This window comes from Herbidospora sp. NBRC 101105, from assembly GCF_030269205.1.
Classification (GTDB): Bacteria; Actinomycetota; Actinomycetes; order Streptosporangiales; family Streptosporangiaceae; genus Herbidospora; species Herbidospora solisilvae.
In genome coordinates this window covers 1,503,049-1,520,091 of sequence record NZ_BSSX01000001.1, presented here as the reverse complement: position 1 = coordinate 1,520,091, position 17,043 = coordinate 1,503,049, and the positions used below count along the sequence as shown (strand labels likewise).

The 17,043-nt window shown below is 72.0% G+C and carries 16 protein-coding genes and 1 pseudogene; 8 read left to right on the top strand and 9 right to left on the bottom strand.

Going from position 1 to position 17,043, the window contains the following annotated elements; genetic code table 11:
• Positions 1–13: 13 nt before the first annotated feature.
• From QSK34_RS06695 to QSK34_RS06680, 4 genes are read left to right on the top strand one after another with little or no spacing between them, the layout of a single operon-like run.
• Positions 14–1,387 carry an ABC transporter substrate-binding protein gene (locus tag QSK34_RS06695; RefSeq protein ID WP_285581064.1) on the top strand — a complete coding sequence of 458 codons (1,374 nt, stop codon included), beginning with the start codon at positions 14–16 and terminating at the stop codon, positions 1,385–1,387.
• A 2-nt stretch (positions 1,388–1,389) separates the two neighbouring features.
• On the top strand, positions 1,390–2,292 hold the full coding sequence (locus QSK34_RS06690; RefSeq protein ID WP_285581062.1) for a carbohydrate ABC transporter permease: 903 nt from the start codon (positions 1,390–1,392) through the stop codon (positions 2,290–2,292).
• Positions 2,289–3,113 (top strand): carbohydrate ABC transporter permease, encoded by an 825-nt coding sequence (locus QSK34_RS06685; protein WP_285581060.1) that lies wholly within the window; start codon positions 2,289–2,291, stop codon positions 3,111–3,113. The genes QSK34_RS06690 and QSK34_RS06685 overlap by 4 nt, the downstream gene beginning before the upstream one ends.
• Before the next feature lie 2 nt (positions 3,114–3,115).
• Positions 3,116–3,598, top strand: coding sequence for a nucleoside deaminase (locus QSK34_RS06680; protein WP_285581058.1), 483 nt, complete (start codon positions 3,116–3,118; stop codon positions 3,596–3,598).
• Here the strand turns inward: QSK34_RS06680 and QSK34_RS06675 are convergent.
• A complete protein-coding gene (locus tag QSK34_RS06675) occupies positions 3,585–4,388 on the bottom strand; it encodes an alpha/beta fold hydrolase (RefSeq protein WP_285581056.1) in 804 nt (267 codons plus the stop codon). The genes QSK34_RS06680 and QSK34_RS06675 overlap by 14 nt on opposite strands.
• Before the next feature lie 137 nt (positions 4,389–4,525).
• Between QSK34_RS06675 and QSK34_RS06670 the strand changes: the two genes are divergently transcribed.
• Positions 4,526–5,581 carry a class I SAM-dependent methyltransferase gene (locus QSK34_RS06670; protein ID WP_161478063.1) on the top strand — a complete coding sequence of 352 codons (1,056 nt, stop codon included), beginning with the start codon at positions 4,526–4,528 and terminating at the stop codon, positions 5,579–5,581.
• Here the strand turns inward: QSK34_RS06670 and QSK34_RS06665 are convergent.
• From QSK34_RS06665 to QSK34_RS06650, 4 genes and pseudogenes are all read right to left on the bottom strand, one after another.
• On the bottom strand, positions 5,562–6,650 hold the full coding sequence (locus QSK34_RS06665) for a methyltransferase (RefSeq protein ID WP_285581053.1): 1,089 nt from the start codon (positions 6,648–6,650) through the stop codon (positions 5,562–5,564). The genes QSK34_RS06670 and QSK34_RS06665 overlap by 20 nt on opposite strands.
• Positions 6,634–7,011, bottom strand: a complete 378-nt coding sequence (locus tag QSK34_RS06660) for a YchJ family protein (RefSeq protein ID WP_285581052.1) — start codon at positions 7,009–7,011, stop codon at positions 6,634–6,636. The genes QSK34_RS06665 and QSK34_RS06660 overlap by 17 nt, the downstream gene beginning before the upstream one ends.
• 14 nt (positions 7,012–7,025) lie before the next feature.
• A complete protein-coding gene (locus QSK34_RS06655) occupies positions 7,026–7,280 on the bottom strand; it encodes a PEP-utilizing enzyme (RefSeq protein ID WP_285582060.1) in 255 nt (84 codons plus the stop codon).
• Positions 7,281–8,600: 1,320 nt separating this feature from the next.
• Positions 8,601–9,227: pseudogene (locus tag QSK34_RS06650) on the bottom strand (PEP/pyruvate-binding domain-containing protein); the annotation flags it as partial.
• A 262-nt stretch (positions 9,228–9,489) separates the two neighbouring features.
• On the opposite strand from QSK34_RS06650, the gene QSK34_RS06645 reads away from it, so the two are divergent.
• On the top strand, positions 9,490–10,647 hold the full coding sequence (locus QSK34_RS06645) for an alkaline phosphatase PhoX (RefSeq protein ID WP_285581050.1): 1,158 nt from the start codon (positions 9,490–9,492) through the stop codon (positions 10,645–10,647).
• Between the two features lie 62 nt (positions 10,648–10,709).
• On the opposite strand, the gene QSK34_RS06640 is transcribed toward QSK34_RS06645, so the two are convergent.
• On the bottom strand, positions 10,710–11,219 hold the full coding sequence (locus QSK34_RS06640; protein WP_285581048.1) for a MarR family winged helix-turn-helix transcriptional regulator: 510 nt from the start codon (positions 11,217–11,219) through the stop codon (positions 10,710–10,712).
• Positions 11,220–11,261: 42 nt separating this feature from the next.
• On the opposite strand from QSK34_RS06640, the gene QSK34_RS06635 reads away from it, so the two are divergent.
• The gene (locus QSK34_RS06635) at positions 11,262–12,173 is read left to right on the top strand and encodes an EamA family transporter (protein ID WP_285581046.1); all 912 of its coding nucleotides are present in this window, start codon (positions 11,262–11,264) and stop codon (positions 12,171–12,173) included.
• Between the two features lie 7 nt (positions 12,174–12,180).
• On the opposite strand, the gene QSK34_RS06630 is transcribed toward QSK34_RS06635, so the two are convergent.
• The 3 genes from QSK34_RS06630 to QSK34_RS06620 are packed head-to-tail and all read right to left on the bottom strand — an operon-like array spanning position 12,181 to position 15,831.
• Positions 12,181–13,053 carry a winged helix-turn-helix transcriptional regulator gene (locus QSK34_RS06630; RefSeq protein ID WP_285581044.1) on the bottom strand — a complete coding sequence of 291 codons (873 nt, stop codon included), beginning with the start codon at positions 13,051–13,053 and terminating at the stop codon, positions 12,181–12,183.
• Between the two features lie 52 nt (positions 13,054–13,105).
• Complete coding sequence (locus QSK34_RS06625; protein WP_285581042.1) at positions 13,106–14,614, bottom strand: carotenoid oxygenase family protein; 1,509 nt, start codon at positions 14,612–14,614, stop codon at positions 13,106–13,108.
• A gap of 2 nt (positions 14,615–14,616) precedes the next feature.
• A complete protein-coding gene (locus QSK34_RS06620) occupies positions 14,617–15,831 on the bottom strand; it encodes an acetyl-CoA acetyltransferase (RefSeq protein ID WP_285581040.1) in 1,215 nt (404 codons plus the stop codon).
• A gap of 38 nt (positions 15,832–15,869) precedes the next feature.
• Between QSK34_RS06620 and QSK34_RS06615 the strand changes: the two genes are divergently transcribed.
• The gene (locus QSK34_RS06615) at positions 15,870–17,042 is read left to right on the top strand and encodes an acetyl-CoA C-acyltransferase (RefSeq protein WP_285581037.1); all 1,173 of its coding nucleotides are present in this window, start codon (positions 15,870–15,872) and stop codon (positions 17,040–17,042) included.
• Position 17,043: the final 1 nt, after the last annotated feature.

The window sequence follows — 17,043 nt, the reverse complement described above, 5'->3', positions numbered from 1 at the left end:
CGACATGGCATCTATGAAAGCGCGAATCCTGTCCTTGGCCGCCGTCGCCACCTTGGTGGCCGCCGGTTGCTCGTCAGGCGGCGGGCAGACGAGCGAACCGGCCGCGTCCGGGCAGTCGCTCACGATGTGGACCTTCAAGCAGTCGCACGCGACCGCCCTCCAGAAGGCCGCCGAGCAGTTCACCGCGCAGACCGGCATCGGCGTCAAGATCGAGGCCGTCACGCCCGACGACGTCTTCAAGAGCAAGATCCAGAGCGCCGCCCAGACGGGCGACCTGCCCGACGTGCTGGAGGCCCACGCCGCGGGCGAGGACCTGGAGCTCGGCGCCTCCGGCCTGCTCGCCGACATCAGCGGCGACGTGAACGACGCCTGGAAGGGCCGGTTCCTGCCGTCCACGCGGAACGCGGGCGTGCTCGACCAGGGCCGGATCGACCGCGCGGCGGCCGACTCGCCGTTCAAGCAGGCCAAGGCCGGGTCGATGTACGCCGTCCCGTTCACGGCCGGCGCGTTCGGCATCGTCTACGCCAACAAGGAGAAACTCCAGGCCGCCGGGCTCAGCCCCGACACTCCCCCGGCCAGCTGGGAGGAGTTCGTGGCGGCGCTCAAGACGTCCACGGAGAAGGACCCGCAGGCGGGCGGCCTGTCGCTCGGCCTGAAGGTCAGCCAGGTCGGGTTCAACTGGATCTACCAGCCGCTCGCCCACGCCTACCTGGGCAAGGAGAAGTTCCAGGGCCTGTTCGGCAAGGACACCGCGGCCGGGTTCGGCTCGCCCGACGGGGTCAAGACCCTCGACCTGTACGCGCAGCTCACGCCCTACTGGATGCCCGGCGCGACGACCCTCGGCATCGACGAGGCCGACATCGCCTTCGCCCAGGGCAAGTCGGCGTACAACGTCGGCGGCACGTTCACCCTCGCCTTCCTGGCGCAGAACGGCATGTCGCCCGACAAGGTGCTCACCTTCCCGATCCCGCCCTCGGAGACCGGAGCCCACAAGGACATCGTGATGGCCCCGTTGGCTCTGACCTCCCTCGGTGTCACCTCGACCTCCAAGAACCGGGCCGCCGCGCTGAAGTGGATCGACTACGTCACCTCGCCGGCCGGGGCGGGCATCGTCGCCAAGGAGTCGCTCGACCTGCCGGCCACCGACCTGGGCGCCGAGGCGGCCACGCTGATGGGCCCCGAGCTGGCCGCGCTGCAGAAGTACTTCACCGGCGACCCCGCCAGCACCTACGACGCGGGCGACACGACGTTCTTCCCGGGCGGCTACGACCAGGTCAAGCCGGGTGACGCGTTCGTGCGGCTGTCACCGCTGAAGGAGCTCGACCCGGCGCAGGCCGGCAAGGAGCTCGACGCCATCTTCGGAGCGATGTGGAAGTCCGCCGAGTAGCCATGGCGTCCCGGTGGAAGGAGTGGGTCACCGGCTGGGCGTTCGTGTTCCCGGCCGTGGCCCTCTTCGCGGTGATGGGCGTCTACACGATCGGCAGCGGTCTCGCGCTCAGCTTCGCGTCGTGGAACGGGTTCACCCCCGAATGGATCTGGGTGGGCCTGGAGAACTACGCCGACCTGCTGTGGGCCGATCCGTCGCTGGCCCCGGGGGTGCGCCGGGCCGCCTGGAACACCTTCCAGGTGTGCGTGGCGGTGCCGCTGCTGACCGTGCTGATCTCGCTGCCGCTGGCGGTCATGCTCAACTCCGTGCGCCGCCTGCGGGGGCTGCTGCGCTCGGTCTACTTCCTGCCGTACGTCACCACCGGCATCGCCACCTACTACGCCTGGCGCTACCTGCTCGAACCCGAGGGTTCGATCAACCTGATGCTGCGCTCGGCCGGCCTCGGCTCGCTGGCGCAGCCGCAGGGCTGGCTGGCCAACCCGTCGACGGCGCTCTGGACGCTGATCCTGATCCTGGTCTGGTCGGCGGTGCCGACCGCGACGCTGCTCTACCTGACCGGGCTCCAGGCGATCGACCCGAGCATGGTCGAGGCGGCCCGCATCGACGGCGCGGCCCCCCGCCAGGTGCTGCGGCGGATCATCGTGCCGCTGCTGACGCCGATGACGGCCGGGATCGTGCTGCTGGGCGTGCGCGACTCGCTGCACGGGTTCCAGATCTTCCTGATCATGACCAACGGCGGGCCCGGCGGGCACACCAACGTGCTCGCCCTGGAGACCTACGAACTGGCCTTCTTCAAGGGCCTGGCGCCGACGCTCGGCCTGTCGAGCGCGCTGGGCTGGTTGTTGTTCGTCGGCGCCGTGCTGCTGACCCTGGCCAACGCCCGGCTGCTGAGGAGGGTGCGGTGACCGCCGCCCGTGTCGCGAAGACCGCCGCCTACGCGGCACTGTCGATCTATGCCGTGCTGAGCCTCTACCCGTTCCTGTGGATGGTGTCGGGGGCGTTCAAGACGCGGGAGGAGATCCTCGACGGCGGCCACCTGATCCCGCGCGAGCCGACCTTCGACACCATCGTCACCACGTGGAACCAGCTCGCGTTCGTCGACTACTTCCGCAACAGCCTGATCGTGACCGGGCTGACGGTGCTGGGCGTGCTGGTGGTCTACAGCCTGGCCTCCTACGCGTTCGCGGTGCTCCGGTTCCCCGGCGCGAAGGCGCTCTACTGGTTGTTCGTGGCGCTGCTGTTCGTGCCGGGGATCACGGTGCTGCTGCCGGTGGTGATCCTGGAGAACCGGCTGGGCCTGCTCGGCACCCACATGGGGCTGGTGCTGCCCTTCGTCAACGGCACGGCTCCGCTGACGGTGCTGCTGCTGACGGCGGCGTACCGGAGCGTGCCGAAGGAGCTGCGCGAGGCCGCGCGGGCCGACGGCGCGAGCGAGGCGCGGATCTTCCTGCGCGTCTACCTGCCGCTGACCCGGCCCGCGCACGTGACGATCGCGGTGCTGACGGCGGTGCCGACGTGGAACGAGTACGTGCTGAGCCGGGTCTCCCTCAACGACGAGTCGCTCTACACGTTGCCGCTCGGGCTGGAGTCCCTGATTTCCGGTACCGTCGTCCGCTACAACGAGGTGCTCGCGGCATCATTGATCATGGTGCTGCCGGTGATCGCGCTGTTCGCCTTTTTGCAGCGCTACTTCGTCAACGGGCTGGTCGGTGCGGTGAAAGGGTGACGATGACGGTTTCCGAGACGGACCTGCGGCATCTGCGGCGCTGCGTCGAGCTGGCGCACGAGGCGTTCGAGGCGGGCGAGGAGCCGTTCGGCTCGGTGCTGGCCGCGGCCGACGGGACCGTCCTGGCCGAAGACCACAACCGGACCGCCGCCGGCGACCAGACCCGCCACCCCGAGTTCGAGCTGGCTCGCTGGGCCGCGGCGAACCTGCCGCCGCAGGAGCGGCCGGGCGCGACGGTCTACACCTCCGGCGAACACTGCCCGATGTGCTCGGCCGCCCACGCGTGGGTGGGCCTGGGCCGCATCGTGTACGCCGTCTCGGCCGCCCAGCTGTCCGGGTGGCGCGACGGGTGGGGCGCGCCGTCGGCGCCGGTGCGCCCCCTCCCGATCCAGGAGGTGGCCCCCGGCGTGGCCGTCGGGGGCCCGGTGCCGGAGTTCGAGGCCGAGATGAAGGCCCTCCACCGGCGCGCGTTCACTTCGCGATGAACGTCAGCAGGTCGGCGTTGAACGCCTGCTCGTAGTCGCCCCTGATCCCGTGGGGCGCCCCCGGGTAGACCTGGAGGGTGGCGTCGGGGATCAGCCGGGCGGTCTTCGGGGCCGACGCCTCGAACGGCACGATCTGGTCGTCGTCGCCGTGGGCGACCAGGGTCGGCACGTCGATCCGCGGCAGGTCCTCGGTGAAGTCGGTCTCGGAGAACGCCCGTACACACTCGAAGGCGCTCTTGACCCCGACCTGCATGCTCCACATCCAGAACGCGTCGATCGCCCCCTGGCTGACCTGGGCGTCGGGCCGGTTGAAGCCGTAGAAGGGCAGCGCGAGCTCCCGGTAGTACTGCGACCGGTCGCCGGCGACGCCCTCGCGGATCTCGTCGAAGACCTCGATCGGCATCGAGGCGGCCATGTGCGGCGGGACGGCGCTCGCCAGCACCACCTTGTCGACCCGGGAGGTGCCGTGGCGGCCGATGTAGCGGGTGACCTCGCCGCCGCCGGTCGAGTGGCCGACCAGGACGACGTCGCGCAGGTCGAGCGTGTCGAGCAGGGCGGCCAGGTCGTCGGCGTAGGTGTCCATGTCGTTGCCGTTCCACGGCTGGTCGGACCGCCCGCCGCCGCGCCGGTCGTGGGCCAGGCCGCGGAAGCCGTGCTCGGCGACGAGGCGCAGCTGGTTGTCCCAGACGTCGGCGGTGAGCGGCCAGCCGTGGCTGAAGACGACGGGCTGCCCGGTCCCCCAGTCCTTGTAGAAGATCCTGACCCCGTCGTTCGTGGTGATGTACGGCATTTCGAATCCCCCGTTCCGGAATATGCACATTACCCACCGAAATGGCGTCAATACTAATGGCCGAGATTTCACCCTTTCATGACCGGCGACAGAACGGTGAAAGGGCGGTGAAATGCGAAATGGGCAGGGTGTACGACATGGACACCAAGAAACTCGAAGACTTCGCGATGAAGATCACCCTGGAGGCCCTGGGCTCCAGCCTCACCCTCCAGACCCACCTCGGCGACCGGCTCGGCCTCTTCCGCGCCATGGCCGGCGCCGGCCCGCTCACCAGCGCCGGCCTGGCCGCCAGGACGGGCCTGTCCGAGCGGTACGTCCGCGAGTGGCTGCGGGTGCAGGCCGTCGCCGAGCACGTCGACTACGACCCGGCCGAGGGCACGTACCGGCTGCCCGACGAGCACGCCCTGGTGCTGGCCGACGACACCACGATCGCCGCCCGCGCCTCCGCCTCGCAGATCCAGGCCGCCTCCTGGAAGGCCGCCGACCACCTGGCCGAGGCGTTCCGCACCGGCGAGGGCTTCGCCTGGCACCGCCACGACGACAACCTGTTCGACGGCGTGTCGCGGTTCTTCGCCCCGCTCTACCGGTACAGCCTGGTCGACCACTGGCTGCCCGCCCTCGACGGCGTCACCGAGCGGCTGACCGCCGGGGCCCGCGTGCTCGACGTCGGCTGCGGCATGGGCACGTCCTCGATCCTGATGGCCGAGGCCTACCCGAACTCCCGCTTCGAGGGCGTCGACACCCACGAGCCCTCGATCGAGGCCGCCCGCCTGGCCGCCAAGGACGCCGGGGTCGACGCGCGGGTGCACTTCCACGTCGCCGACTCGGGCGAGGAGCAGTACGGCACCTGGGACCTGATCTGCTTCTTCGACGCCCTCCACGACATGGGCGACCCGCTGGCGGCGGCGAGGCGGGCCCGCGCGGCGCTGGCCGAGGGCGGCACCGTCCTGGTCGTCGAGCCCTTCGCGGCCGACCGCCTGGAGGACACCGTCGGCAACCCGATCGCGGCCACCTACGCGGCGGCCTCGGTCATGCTCTGCCTGCCGCACGGCCTGTCGGAGGGCGCCAAGCTCGGGCTGGGCAACCAGTCGGGCCCCTCCCGCATCGAGGCGCTGCTGCGCGAGGCCGGTTTCGGCCGGGTGAGGACCGCCCTGACGACCGACTTCAACCTGGTCATCGAGGCCCGCGCCTGACCGCGCTCAGCACGACGAACTTCGGATCGCCGGCCACCACCGTCACCTCGCCGAACAGGCGCTTGAGCTTCACGTGGTAGCCGAGGTGCCGGTTGCCGACGATCCGCAGCTCGCCACCGGGCCGCAGGGCCCGTTTGGCCTGCGTGAACATGCGCCACGCCGTCGCGTCGGTGACGGCCTGGTGGGAGTGGAACGGCGGGTTGCACAACACCAGGTCGGCCGACCCCGGCTCGGCGTCGGCCAGCCCGTCGCCGACCAGGAACCCCGCCGGGCCCGGCGCGTTGGCGCGGGCCGACGCGACGGCGGCGTAGGACTCGTCGACGAACAGCACCTCGGCGTCGGGGTTGTCGCGCAGCACGAACGCCCCGACGATCCCGTTGCCGCAGCCCAGGTCGACGACCCGCTGCCCCTTGACGGTCGCGGGCAGGTGCTTGAGGAAGAACCGGGTGCCGATGTCGAGCCGGTCGGCGCAGAACACGCCGGCGTGGTTGACCAGGTCGAGACCCTCGTGGGTGTACGTCACCGGGAACCGGCTCGCGACCGGCGTCGGGCGCGGCTCGGTGAAGATCAGCCGCGCCTTCTTCACCGCCAGCGACGTGCGGGTGGGGCCGAGGATCTTCTCGAACAGGGCCAGCGTGGAGGTGTGGATCTCCTTGACCATGCCCGCGCCGAGGATCACGGTGCCCTCGTGGACGGCCGGCGCGAGCCGGATGAGCTGGTCTTCCAGCAGGGCGAGGCTCTTGGGGATCCGGACCAGCAGCGTGTCGATCCGGGCGGGCGGGGCGTCCTGGGTCGACAGCAGCGTGGCCTCGGGCAGGCCGAGCCGGTCGAGGTTGGCCCGGGTGGCCCGCTGGGTCAGGTAGGAGTCGGTGATCTGGACCGGGCGGTGCTCGGCGAGCGCGGTGACCAGCGCGCCCCAGCGGTCGCCGAACACGACGACCGTGCCGTGGGGCCCGCCGAGCCGGCCCAGTTCGCCGAGGAGGTATTCGTCGGCGGCGTCCCAGGCCCGGAAGGGGTCGCGCGGGTCGTCGGGGTAGCGGCGCAGGCCGAGGTCAGAGAGCGGCGACATAGACCCAGCGGCCGTTCTCACGGGAGAACGCGCTGTTCTCCTCCATGACCCCGGCCCGCCCGCGCTCGACGTAGTGGGCCCGGAACCGGACGGTCCCGTCGGTGTGGATCGCCGACCCGCCGGAGGTCTCCAGGATCTCCAGCTCCGTCCACCGGGTCTTCCGGTCGAGGTCGAGGCGCGGCGGCTGGGTCGTGGAGTGCCAGGTGGTCAGCAGATAGGCCGTGTCGCCCTTGGCGTAGGCGGAGAACCGCGACCGCATCAGCGCCTCGGCGGTCGGCGCCGCCGCCTGCCCGGCGTGGAACCGTCCGCAACACTCCCGATATGCCTTGCCAGACCCGCAAGGACACCCCGTCTCGACCACCCGGCCATTCTTCCCTAGTCGAGGACCTCGACCGTCCCGGCCGAACCGTCCACCCGCACCCGGGCGCCGTCGCGGATGCGGCTGGTCGCGTCTCCGGTGCCGACGACGGCGGGGATGCCCAGCTCGCGGGCCACGATCGCGGCGTGCGACAGCGGGGCGCCGACGTCGGTGACGACGGCGGCGGCGCGGGGGAACAGCGGGGTCCAGCCGACGTTGGTCACGTTCGTCACCAGGATCTCCCCGGCGGCCAGGTGCTCCGCCTCGGTCATCGAGGGGATGACGCGGGCGATGCCCTCCACCACCCCCGCCGCGCCGGGGAAGCCGTTGATCGACCCGTCGCGGGCGGAGGGCCGCAGGGCGGCGTCGGCGTAGTCGGAGCGCCGGTCGGGGTCGGCCGCCCACCGGTCGGGGTCGAACGCGCCCCGGATCACCCCCGGGTAGGGCGGCAGCGACCGGTAGTGGTCGTAGGCCGCGCGCCGCGCGTCGGTCAGGCCGAGCACCGCCCGATCCCCCCGGAGCAGCCGCAGGATCTCGCCGATCCGCAGGAAGAACACCTCGTCGCCGATCCCGGTGACCGCTCCCGCCCGGCGCACCCAGTCGCGCAGCACCCAGAACGCCCGCACCGCCTCCGACCGCGCCTCCTCCCGGGCCTGGACGATCTCGCTCCACCGCCGGATCAGGCCCCAGTAGCGGTAGGCGTTGCGCGGATCGTGCTCCTTGAACCGCCGCCACGCCGCCCGCGAGGCCTCCTCCTGCCGGTTGAGCAGGCCGATCGGGTCCTCCGACAGGCCGGCGAGCTCCCGGTCGAGCCAGCGCGGGTCCTCGCCGGGCCGGGGGGCCGACAGTTCGAACTCGTCGGAGCAGCGGTGGCCCCACCGGTGGGCGTACTCCTGCCGGGACAACCGGCCGCGTTTCACCTCGCCCAGGCCGAGCAGCGGGCCCATGCTCTCCAGGTGGGCCCCGAAACCGCTGGTCAGGGCGTTGGCGTCGGCCGCGCCGACGAGGCGCTCCAGGCGGTTGCGCAGGAAGATCAGGCTGCCGGCGTCCTGGCGTCCGGCGGCGGCCAGGAGGCGGTTGCAGTCGCGGAAGTAGGGCTCGACCGCGCCCCGCCACAGGCCGGTCAGGTCGTTGCTGACGGCGATCAGGGTCCGCAGGTCGTCGGCCCGGCGCCGCAGGCGTGGCAGCATGCGGTCGAGCCGCCGGGCGTAGGGGACCAGGGCCAGCCGGCCTCTCAGCAGCGGGACGACGCCGCGTGCGAACTGCCGCCGGGTCAGCGGGAGCAGCGGGATCTCGGCGCCCTCGGGCAGCCGCCCGAAGACCGGCTCCAGGCTGTCTCTGATCACCCGGTTGAGGCCCAGCGAGTCGCCGATGGTCAGCAGGACCGACAGGTTCATGTAGAACCGCCCGCCGATGTTCCCGCACATCGGATGCCCCGCGAACGACCCGCTGATCATCGCGTCGGCCATGAACCGCTGGACCACCGACCAGGTCACCGGCGTCATCACGCTGGGGATGGCCTCCCCCAGGTTGCCGTTGCTCCACAGGTAGTCGCCGAGCAGCGAGTCGTTCCACACCTCGCGCCGCCCGGTGATCGGCCGGGCCTGCAGGATGTACGGCTTCCCCTCGGCGATCCCCCACTCGACGTCCATAGGCATGCCGTACAGGATCTCGATGCGCCGTCCGAGCCCGGCCAGCGCCATCACCTGCTCGCGCGTCAGCGTGGGCGCCGACCGCAGGTCGCCCGGCACCGGCACGAGCCCCGACGTGCCCGCCATGACGGTCTTGTCGGAGATCGTCTCCTCGATGTGGCCGTCGCGGCCGACGGCGTAGACGTCGGGCGTGACCGTGCCGCCCGCGACGGTCTCCCCCAGCCCCCAGGCGGCGTTGATCACCAGCTTCCCGTCGAGCTAGGTGAACATCACCCCGGACACCGACGCGTCGACCAACTCCTGGACGACCACCGCCATGCCCGGCCGGTCGATGCCCTCGCGTTCCCGGTAGGCCCGCGCCCGGTCGTTGTCGAGCGACCGCCAGCACCGCTCCACCGCGTCGATCACCGCCGCCGCGCCCCGGACCCCGAGGTAGGTGTCGTGCTGCCCCGCGAACGACACGTCGGGCCGGTCCTCCGCCGTGGCCGACGACCGCACCGCGACCGGCACGTCCTCTCCCATCGCCCGGTAGGCGGCCGTGATCTCGGCGGTCACCTCGCGGTTCATCCCGGCCTCGCGGGCGGCGGTGACGACGTGGAAACCGCCCGGCACCGGCAGCCCCGCCGACGCGAGCCGCGCGAGGGAGGCGCCTTTCCCACCGGCGGTGCCGACGTCGGCGGATTCGCTGGTCAACGGCAGCGTGTACGGGCTCATTTCGGGATGATGCCGGAAACTCGGTCATACCAAACCCGTCACTCAGCGCCCACGCTGCGTTCACCGTGTGTAAACATTACGCGGCTTACAGTCCCGGTCAAGGAGGTAAGAAATCATGGAAAGACGCAATTTCCTTCGTGCTTCCGTGCTGGGCGCGAGCACGGTGGCCTTCACCGGATCCCTCTGGCAGGGCGCCGCCCTGGCCGCCCCGGCCCAGCCGGCGACCGGCCCCTACGGCGCGCTCCAGGCGGCCGACGCCAACGGCATCCGGCTGCCCGCGGGCTTCACCAGCCGGGTGGTGGCCCGCTCGCGGCAGGTGGTCCCCGGCACCTCGTACACCTGGCACGACGCCCCCGACGGCGGCGCCTGCTTCGCCGACGGGTCGGGCTGGATCTACGTCTCCAACTCCGAGATCAACCCGGGCGGCGGCGCCTCGGCGATCCGGTTCGACGCCTCGGGCAACGTCGTTTCGGCCAACCGCATCCTGTCGGGCACCCGGCAGAACTGCGCGGGCGGCAAGACGCCGTGGAACACGTGGTTGTCCTGCGAAGAGGTCAGCAGGGGCTTCGTGTACGAGACCTACCCCTTCGGCGGCGCGGCGGTCCAGCGTCCGGCGATGGGCCGGTTCACCCACGAGGCCGCGGCGGCCGACCCGGTCCGCCGCGTGATCTACCTCACCGAGGACGAGTCCAACGGCCGCTTCTACCGCTTCGTGCCCACCACGTGGGGCGACCTGTCGTCGGGCACCCTCCAGGTCATGGTGGCGGGCTCGGCCACCAGCGGCTCGTTCACCTGGGCCAACGTCCCCGACCCCGACGGCGACCCGACGGCGACCCGCAACCAGGTGTCCGGTTCGAAGTCCTTCAACGGCGGCGAGGGCTGCTACTACGCCGACGACACGGTCTGGTTCACCACCAAGGGCGACAACCGCGTCTGGCAGGTCAACCTGACGAACAACACCTACGAACTCGCCTACGACGACAGCCTCGTCTCCTCGGGCACGCCCCCGCTGACCGGCGTCGACAACGTGACGGGCTCGACCGCGGGCGACCTCTACGTCGCCGAGGACGGCGGCAACATGGAGATCTGCCTGATCACGCCCGACGACAAGATCTCGCCGTTCCTCCGCATCAGCAACCAGGGCTCGTCGGAGATCACCGGCCCGGCCTTCAACCCGGCGGGCGACCGCCTCTACTTCTCCTCGCAGCGGGGCACGTCGGGTTCGTCCTCGGGCGGCATCACCTACTGCGTGACGGGCCCGTTCCGCCGCTGAGTCCCTCTTCCATCACGGCGCCGCCCGCCGACCCGGGCGGCGCCGTGGCCGGGACGCGCGGCTCAGGCGGGAGGTTCGCCGACGGGGAGTTCGAAGACGGCCAGCCACCTGGTCAGGATCTCTTCCAGGCGTTCGGCGTCGTCGGGAGCCAGCGCGTCGAGGAGGCGGCGTTCGTTGGCCATGTGTTCGGTGAACGCCGCGTCGATCAGCTCCAGGCCCGCCGTCGTCAGGGCGACCACGCGGCCCCGGCCGTCCGACTCGCTGGGGCGGCGGGTGACGAGCCCGGCCTGTTCCAGGCGGTCGACGCGCTTGCTCATCGCCCCCGTGGTCACCATGGTGTGGGCGGCCAGTTCGCCGGGGGCCCGTTCGTACGGGGCCCCGGCCCGGCGCAGGGTGGCCAGCACGTCGAACTCGCCCTCGGCCAGCCCGAACCGCCGGTAGACGAGGCAGAGCCGTTCGGTGAGATGCCCGGCGACGCGGTGGAGGCGGCCGATGACTCCGGCCGGGCTGACATCGAGGTCGGGCCGCTCGCGGGCCCACTCCTGCTGGATGCGCGCGACGTGATCGATCACGCGGGTCAGGATATATCTTCCTTGGAAGCTATATTGACTTCCATGGAAGCTACTTGGCGGTGGGCGCCGGTCACGGCGATCGCCCCCATCGCGTGGGGCACGACCTACTACGTCACCCACGAATACCTCCCCGCCACCCACCCCCTCTACGGCGCCGTGTTCCGCGCCCTTCCCGCCGGTCTGCTTCTGCTGCTGCTGACCCGCCGGCTCCCGCGCGGCGGGTGGTGGTGGCGCTCGCTCGTGCTCGGCACACTGAACATGAGCGTCTTCTTCGCCCTGATCTACCTCGCCGCGCAGTTGCTTCCGTCGAGCGTCGCGTCCACCATCATGGCGACCTCTCCGATGGTGATGATGCTGCTGGCCTGGGGCCTGGTCTCCGAGCGCCCGGCCGTCACCCACCTGGCCGGCGCGGCCGTCGGCGTGGCAGGGGTGGCGCTGACCGTCCTCACCGGCGCCGAGGCGGTGAACGGCTGGGGCGTGCTCGCCTCGGTCTCCGCGATGATCCTGTCGTCGGTGGGCTTCATCCTGGCCAAACGGTGGAGCACGGGGGTCGACGTGTTGTCGTCCACGGCCTGGCAGCTCACGGCGGGCGGGCTGGTCCTGCTCCCGGTCGCCGTCCTCGCCGAGGGCGCGCCCCCGGCCGTGGACGCCCCCGCGATCGGCGCGTACGCCTACGTCTCGGTGATCGCCACCGCCCTGGCCTTCGCCGCGTGGTTCACCGGGCTGCGCCACCTCCCGGCCGGCACGGTCGGCCTCATCGGCCTGCTCAACCCGGTGACCGGCGTGGTGGTCGGCACCCTGGTCGCCGCCGAGACCCTGACCCCGGTCCAGCTCGGCGGCCTGGCCCTGACGTTCGCCGGCATCCTGCTGGGCCGCCCGGTCACCCGGGCGAAGGCCGCGCCGCCGACCGGCGATCGGGCCCGCCAACCGGTGCCGGACCACGCGGCACGCTGACCGCCGGTCAGCCGGGCCGCTCCACCGCGACGTCGTGCCCGCGCAACGCCACCCCGCACCTCCCGCACGACAACCGGGGCAGGAACGCCTCCCCGCAGCCCAGGTGCCGGTAGACCAGCGCCGGCCCCTCGGGCGCGCGGAACCACCGCTGTCCCCACGCGATGGCCGTCACCACGACGGGGAAGAAGGCCCGGCCCTTGTCGGTCAGGTGATAGGTCGTCCAGTCGGCCCGGTCGGCCGACGGCGCCTGCTCGAAGATGCCCAGGTCGCGGAGGACGCGCAGCCGGTCGGCCACGATCGCGGGCGGCGCGCCGAGGCGCTGCTCGAAGTCGCGGAACCGGTGGAGCCCCTGGAAGGCCCCGCCGAGGATGGCCGCCGACCAGCGGTTCCCGATCAGGGTCATCGTCTGCGGGAACAACCCGGCCGAGGCGGAGGCGACCCGCCGCCGGGTCGTGCCGGACGGCACCGACCGCTCCCACGTCCCCGAGGGGCCGAAGGTCCCGGCGACGTCGCGCGGCGCCACCGCCTCGCCGCACGCCCGACAGTCCAGGACGGGCGTGAACTCCGACCCGCAGCCCCGGTGGGCCATCAGCGGCAGCGGCTCGGCGTGGTCGGGCACCCACGCCGACTCCCACGCCCAGACGGTGAGGAGCACCGGCCACAGGTCGCGCCCGCGTTTGGTCAGGCGGTATTCCGGCCGTTTCGAGGCGGTGGACGTCTTGTCGAACACGCCCGTCTCGGTCAGGAAGGCCAGCCGCCCGGTCAGCACGGCGTGGGAGATCGGCAGCGCGTCGCGCCACTCCCCGTAGCGCCGGGCGCCCATCATGGCGTACCGGAGGATGAGCAGGTTCCACTCGTCGCCGACCAGGCCGAGGGTCATGCCGACCGCGTTCGTCCCGCCCGGCGCGAGAACCGTGGGGTGCGTTCCGGGCTCAGGCAAGCCGGACGGCCCGTTCGGGTGAGTCAGCGGTGCGCCAGCCGGGGATCGAGTCACCCGGAGCCCAGGTGGCGTGGGTGCCGCTGGAGACGCGTTCGGGCAGGCGGACGCGGGCCAGCGGGCCGTCGGCGGGGCGGGCCGCGTCGAAGATCAGGCACTCCGACCGGTCGTCGTTCATGTCGGTCGTCAGCGTGACCAGGTAGCCGTCGTCTTCGGCGACCGCCCCGGCCCGGGGGGCCATGGCGGGCTCGCTGCCGTAGACGTTCGGCGGCAGTTTGTACGTCTCCTCCCTGCCGGTCAGCAGGTCGTGCTTGGTCAGCCCGTCAAAGAGGAACCAGCCCTCGACCCCGGTGGCCGCGTAGGCGTAGCGGTAGCCGACGCCCCCGTACCGGGCGTTGAGCACCCCGAACTCGGTGACGGAGTCGGTGAGGCGCTCCTCCCGGCACCGCCCGGTCCTCAGGTTCAGCCGCCAGCGGTGCAGCTTCGTCTTCATCCGGTCGAGCGCCAGGAAGCGGAACATGCGCTGGTAGTAGCTGCCGTCGCCGACGTCCTTGGGCTCCGGGTCCTCCTGGAAGAAGCCGTCGAGCACGATCTCGTCGCCTTCTTCGTAGGCGTTCACCCAGTGCAGCACGTAGGTCGGCGCGGCCTCGAACCACTGGACCGTCGAGCCCGTCCGGGGGATGACGCCGATCCGCAGCGGGAGGTCGGGGTGGAAGCGGGCCGCGTGCCTGCCCTTCTTCAGCAGGTCCGGATCCCAGAACATCGGGCAGTCGTTGAGGATCGCGTAGTTCTCGGTGAACGCCATGTCGTGCGGCAGCCGGGGGCCGGGCAGCGGGACGTCGACGTAATGGGTCAGCCGGTCGTCGGCGGAGACGACGCCGTAGTGCATGTAGGGCTCGTCGGTGCCGTAGTTGAAGAACAGCAGTTCCCCGGTGCGCGGATCGACCTTCGTGTGGGCGGAGACCCCGCAGGCGTAGGGGAAGTCGCCGTGCCATTCGGCCTTGCCGAGCGTCTCCAGGGTCAGCGGGTCGAGCCGGTAGAGGTCGCCGCACTGGTAGAAGCTGGTCAGCGCCACCCCGGCGTGCACGACGACGTCGGTCGAGGAGGAGTCCTTCAGGCCGCCCCGCGCGCCCCGGCCGTCGCGCAGCGAGAGCGACGGGCGTTCGGCCAGGCCCGCCCACAACGCCTGCCCGGCCTCGGCCTCGGCGAGGAAGCCGTCGGTGCGGACGAAACGGTTGCGGTAGAAGGCCCGGCCGTCGCGGAACCCGATCACGTGGACCATCCCGTCGCCGTCGAACGGGTGGTAGCGCTCGATGGCCGGGTGGACGGGGTTCTCGGTGTTGCGCAGGTAGACGCCGTCGAGGTCGGCGGGGATCTCGCCGACCACGTCGAGGTCGTCGGCCCGCCACTCGGTGGTCTGGGGACGCCACGGGCCGGTCCGGTAGGGGTGGTCGTCGTCTTCCGGAAGAGTCGACAGGACCCGCGCCACGACCTCGACGTCCATCGTCACTCCCCTGTCCCGATCACGAAGCTGACGGTCGTGGTCGTGCTGCCGCCGATGTTCAGCGTGCCGAAGCGGCGGGCCCCCTCGACCTGATAGGCCCCCGCCCGCCCCGCCACCTGCTTGGCGGCGTCGAGCACCATCCGCACCCCGGTCGCGCCGACCGGATGGCCCCCGCCGATCAGACCGCCGCTCGGGTTGACCGGGATCCGCCCGCCGATCTCCAGGTCGCCGTTCTCGACGGCCTTCCAGCTCTCCCCGGGGCCGGTGATGCCGAAGTGGTCGATCGCGGCGTACTCCGACATGGTGAAGCAGTCGTGTGTCTCTATGCCGTCGATTTCCGCCAAAGAGACCCCGGCGCGGGCGAAGGCGTCGGTGATCGCCCGGCGGACGTGCGGGAGGACGTAGGGCGCTCCGGCGCTGCGGGCGAGCTTCTGGTCCAGGGGCAGGCCGACCGTGCGGTGGCCCCAGCCGAGGAGCTGCGCCATGGGCCGGGCGCGGGTGCGCTCCAGGAAGCGGCGGCCCACCACGACGAGGCCCGCGCCGCCGTCGGTGATCTGGGAGCAGTCGGTGCGGCGGACGCGGCCCTCCACGACCGGGTTGGCGGCGTCGTCGGCGGCGAAGCTCGCGTCGGTGAAGGTCCACTTCCGGGTCTGGGCGTTGGGGTTGGCCGCGGCGTTGGAGAAGTTCAGGCGGGCGATGGCGCGCAGGTGGGCCTCGTCGACGCCATAGCGGCGGTCGTACTCGTCGGTGAGGGCGCTGAACATGTGGGGCCACATGAATGTGGCGTCCCGGCCCTCGTGGCCGACCCAGGCGGCGGCGCCCAGGTGACCGGCCGCGGCGTCGCCGGGGACGGTGCGTTCGAGCTCCAGGCCGAGGACGAGGGCGCAGTCGTAGCGGCCCGACTCGATGTCGGCCATCGCCGCGAGCAGGGCCACCCCGCCGGAGGCGCAGGCGGCCTCGTGCCGGGTGGCGGGCACGTCCCAGAGTTCCGGCACGACGGTGGCGGGCATGCCGCCGAGCTGGCCCTGGCCGGTGAAGAGCTGGCCGAAGGCGTTGCCGACGTGGACGACGTCGACGTCGGCGGCGGAGACGCCCGCGTCGTCGAGGGTGCCCCGCACCACCTCGGCGGTGAGGTCGGCGAAGTCGAGGCCCTCGCGGGACCAGTTGCGGGCGAAGTCGGTCTGGTGGCCGCCCAGGACCCATACGGCTTCCGGCATGCTTCCCGTACTACAACAAACAGAGTTACAGTGCAAACGTGTCTGACGTCTACGTCCTCGACTACGTGCGCACCCCCCGCGCCAAGGGCTCCCCGAAGGGCTCGCTGCACCACCGGAGCTCGGTCGACCTGGTGGCCGGCCTGCAACGGGCGCTCGTCGAGCGGGGGCTCGACCCGGCCGCCGTCGGCGACGTGATCGTCGGGTCGGCCTCCCAGGTCGGCGAGCAGGGCGGCAACCTCGCCCGGGTGGCCACGCTGCTGGCCGGATGGGGCGAGGCGGTCCCGGGCGGGACGGTCAACCGCTTCTGCGCCAGCGGGATCGACGCCGTGGCGCAGGTGGCGGCGCGCGTCCGTGCCGGAGAGATGGACCTGGCGGTCGCCGGCGGCGTCGAGAGCGTGTCCCGGGTGCCCATGTTCAGCGACCGCGCGCCCCTCTGGACCGACCCCGCGACGATCGAGCGGGTCGGCTCGATCCACATGGGGGTGGCCGCCGACCTCAACGCCACCGTCGACGGCTGGACCCGCGAGCAGCTCGACGCGTACGCCGTCGAGACCCACACGAAGGCCGCGGCGGCCTGGGACCGGGGCGACTTCGCCGGCTCGGTGATCCCGGTGCCCCGCGCCGACGGCTCGCTCTTCGACCGCGACGAGCTGATCCGGCCGGGCACCACGATGGAGTCGCTGGCCGCGCTGGCCCCCGCCTTCGCCGACCCGGCGCAGGACGCCATCGCGCTGAAGGCCCATCCGGAGGTCGGCGAGATCGTCCACCACCACACGGTCGGCTCCTCCCCCGCGCTGGCCGACGGGGCGGCGCTGCTGGTCCTCGGCACGGCCGAGAGCCCGATCAGGATCGTGGGCGCCGCCACCGCCGCCGTCGACCCGGTCGTCATGCTGACCGCCGGGCAGGCCGCCGTCGAGAAGGTGCTCGCCAGGGCCGGGCTCACCCCCGCCGACGTCGACGTCTACGAGTTCGCCGAGGCCTTCTCGGCCCTGTGCCTGCGGCTGCGGCGCGACCTCGGGCCGGGGCCCGACCGGCTCAACCCCGGAGGCGGCACGATCGCGATGGGGCACGCGTTCGGCGCGACCGGCGCGATCATGGTGGGACAGTGCGCCGAGAACCTGACCCGCCTCGGCGGCCGTTACGGCGTCGCCGCCGTCAGCGGCGCGGCCGGGCTCGGGGTGGCGGTGCTCATCGAGCGGGTAGACGGTTGAC

Excerpts from the sequence above, each read along its gene's own strand:
- QSK34_RS06635 (WP_285581046.1), top strand. The coding sequence starts at position 11,262 with ATGGAAGCTACTTGGCGGTGGGCGCCGGTCACGGCGATCGCCCCCATC.
- QSK34_RS06695 (WP_285581064.1), top strand. The coding sequence starts at position 14 with ATGAAAGCGCGAATCCTGTCCTTGGCCGCCGTCGCCACCTTGGTGGCC.
- QSK34_RS06665 (WP_285581053.1), bottom strand. The coding sequence starts at position 6,650 with ATGTCGCCGCTCTCTGACCTCGGCCTGCGCCGCTACCCCGACGACCCG.
- QSK34_RS06620 (WP_285581040.1), bottom strand. The coding sequence starts at position 15,831 with ATGCCGGAAGCCGTATGGGTCCTGGGCGGCCACCAGACCGACTTCGCC.
- QSK34_RS06675 (WP_285581056.1), bottom strand. The coding sequence starts at position 4,388 with ATGCCGTACATCACCACGAACGACGGGGTCAGGATCTTCTACAAGGAC.
- QSK34_RS06690 (WP_285581062.1), top strand. The coding sequence starts at position 1,390 with ATGGCGTCCCGGTGGAAGGAGTGGGTCACCGGCTGGGCGTTCGTGTTC.
- QSK34_RS06670 (WP_161478063.1), top strand. The coding sequence starts at position 4,526 with ATGGACACCAAGAAACTCGAAGACTTCGCGATGAAGATCACCCTGGAG.
- QSK34_RS06645 (WP_285581050.1), top strand. The coding sequence starts at position 9,490 with ATGGAAAGACGCAATTTCCTTCGTGCTTCCGTGCTGGGCGCGAGCACG.
- QSK34_RS06630 (WP_285581044.1), bottom strand. The coding sequence starts at position 13,053 with ATGACCCTCGGCCTGGTCGGCGACGAGTGGAACCTGCTCATCCTCCGG.
- QSK34_RS06655 (WP_285582060.1), bottom strand. The coding sequence starts at position 7,280 with ATGACCGAGGCGGAGCACCTGGCCGCCGGGGAGATCCTGGTGACGAAC.
- QSK34_RS06680 (WP_285581058.1), top strand. The coding sequence starts at position 3,116 with ATGACGGTTTCCGAGACGGACCTGCGGCATCTGCGGCGCTGCGTCGAG.
- QSK34_RS06625 (WP_285581042.1), bottom strand. The coding sequence starts at position 14,614 with ATGGACGTCGAGGTCGTGGCGCGGGTCCTGTCGACTCTTCCGGAAGAC.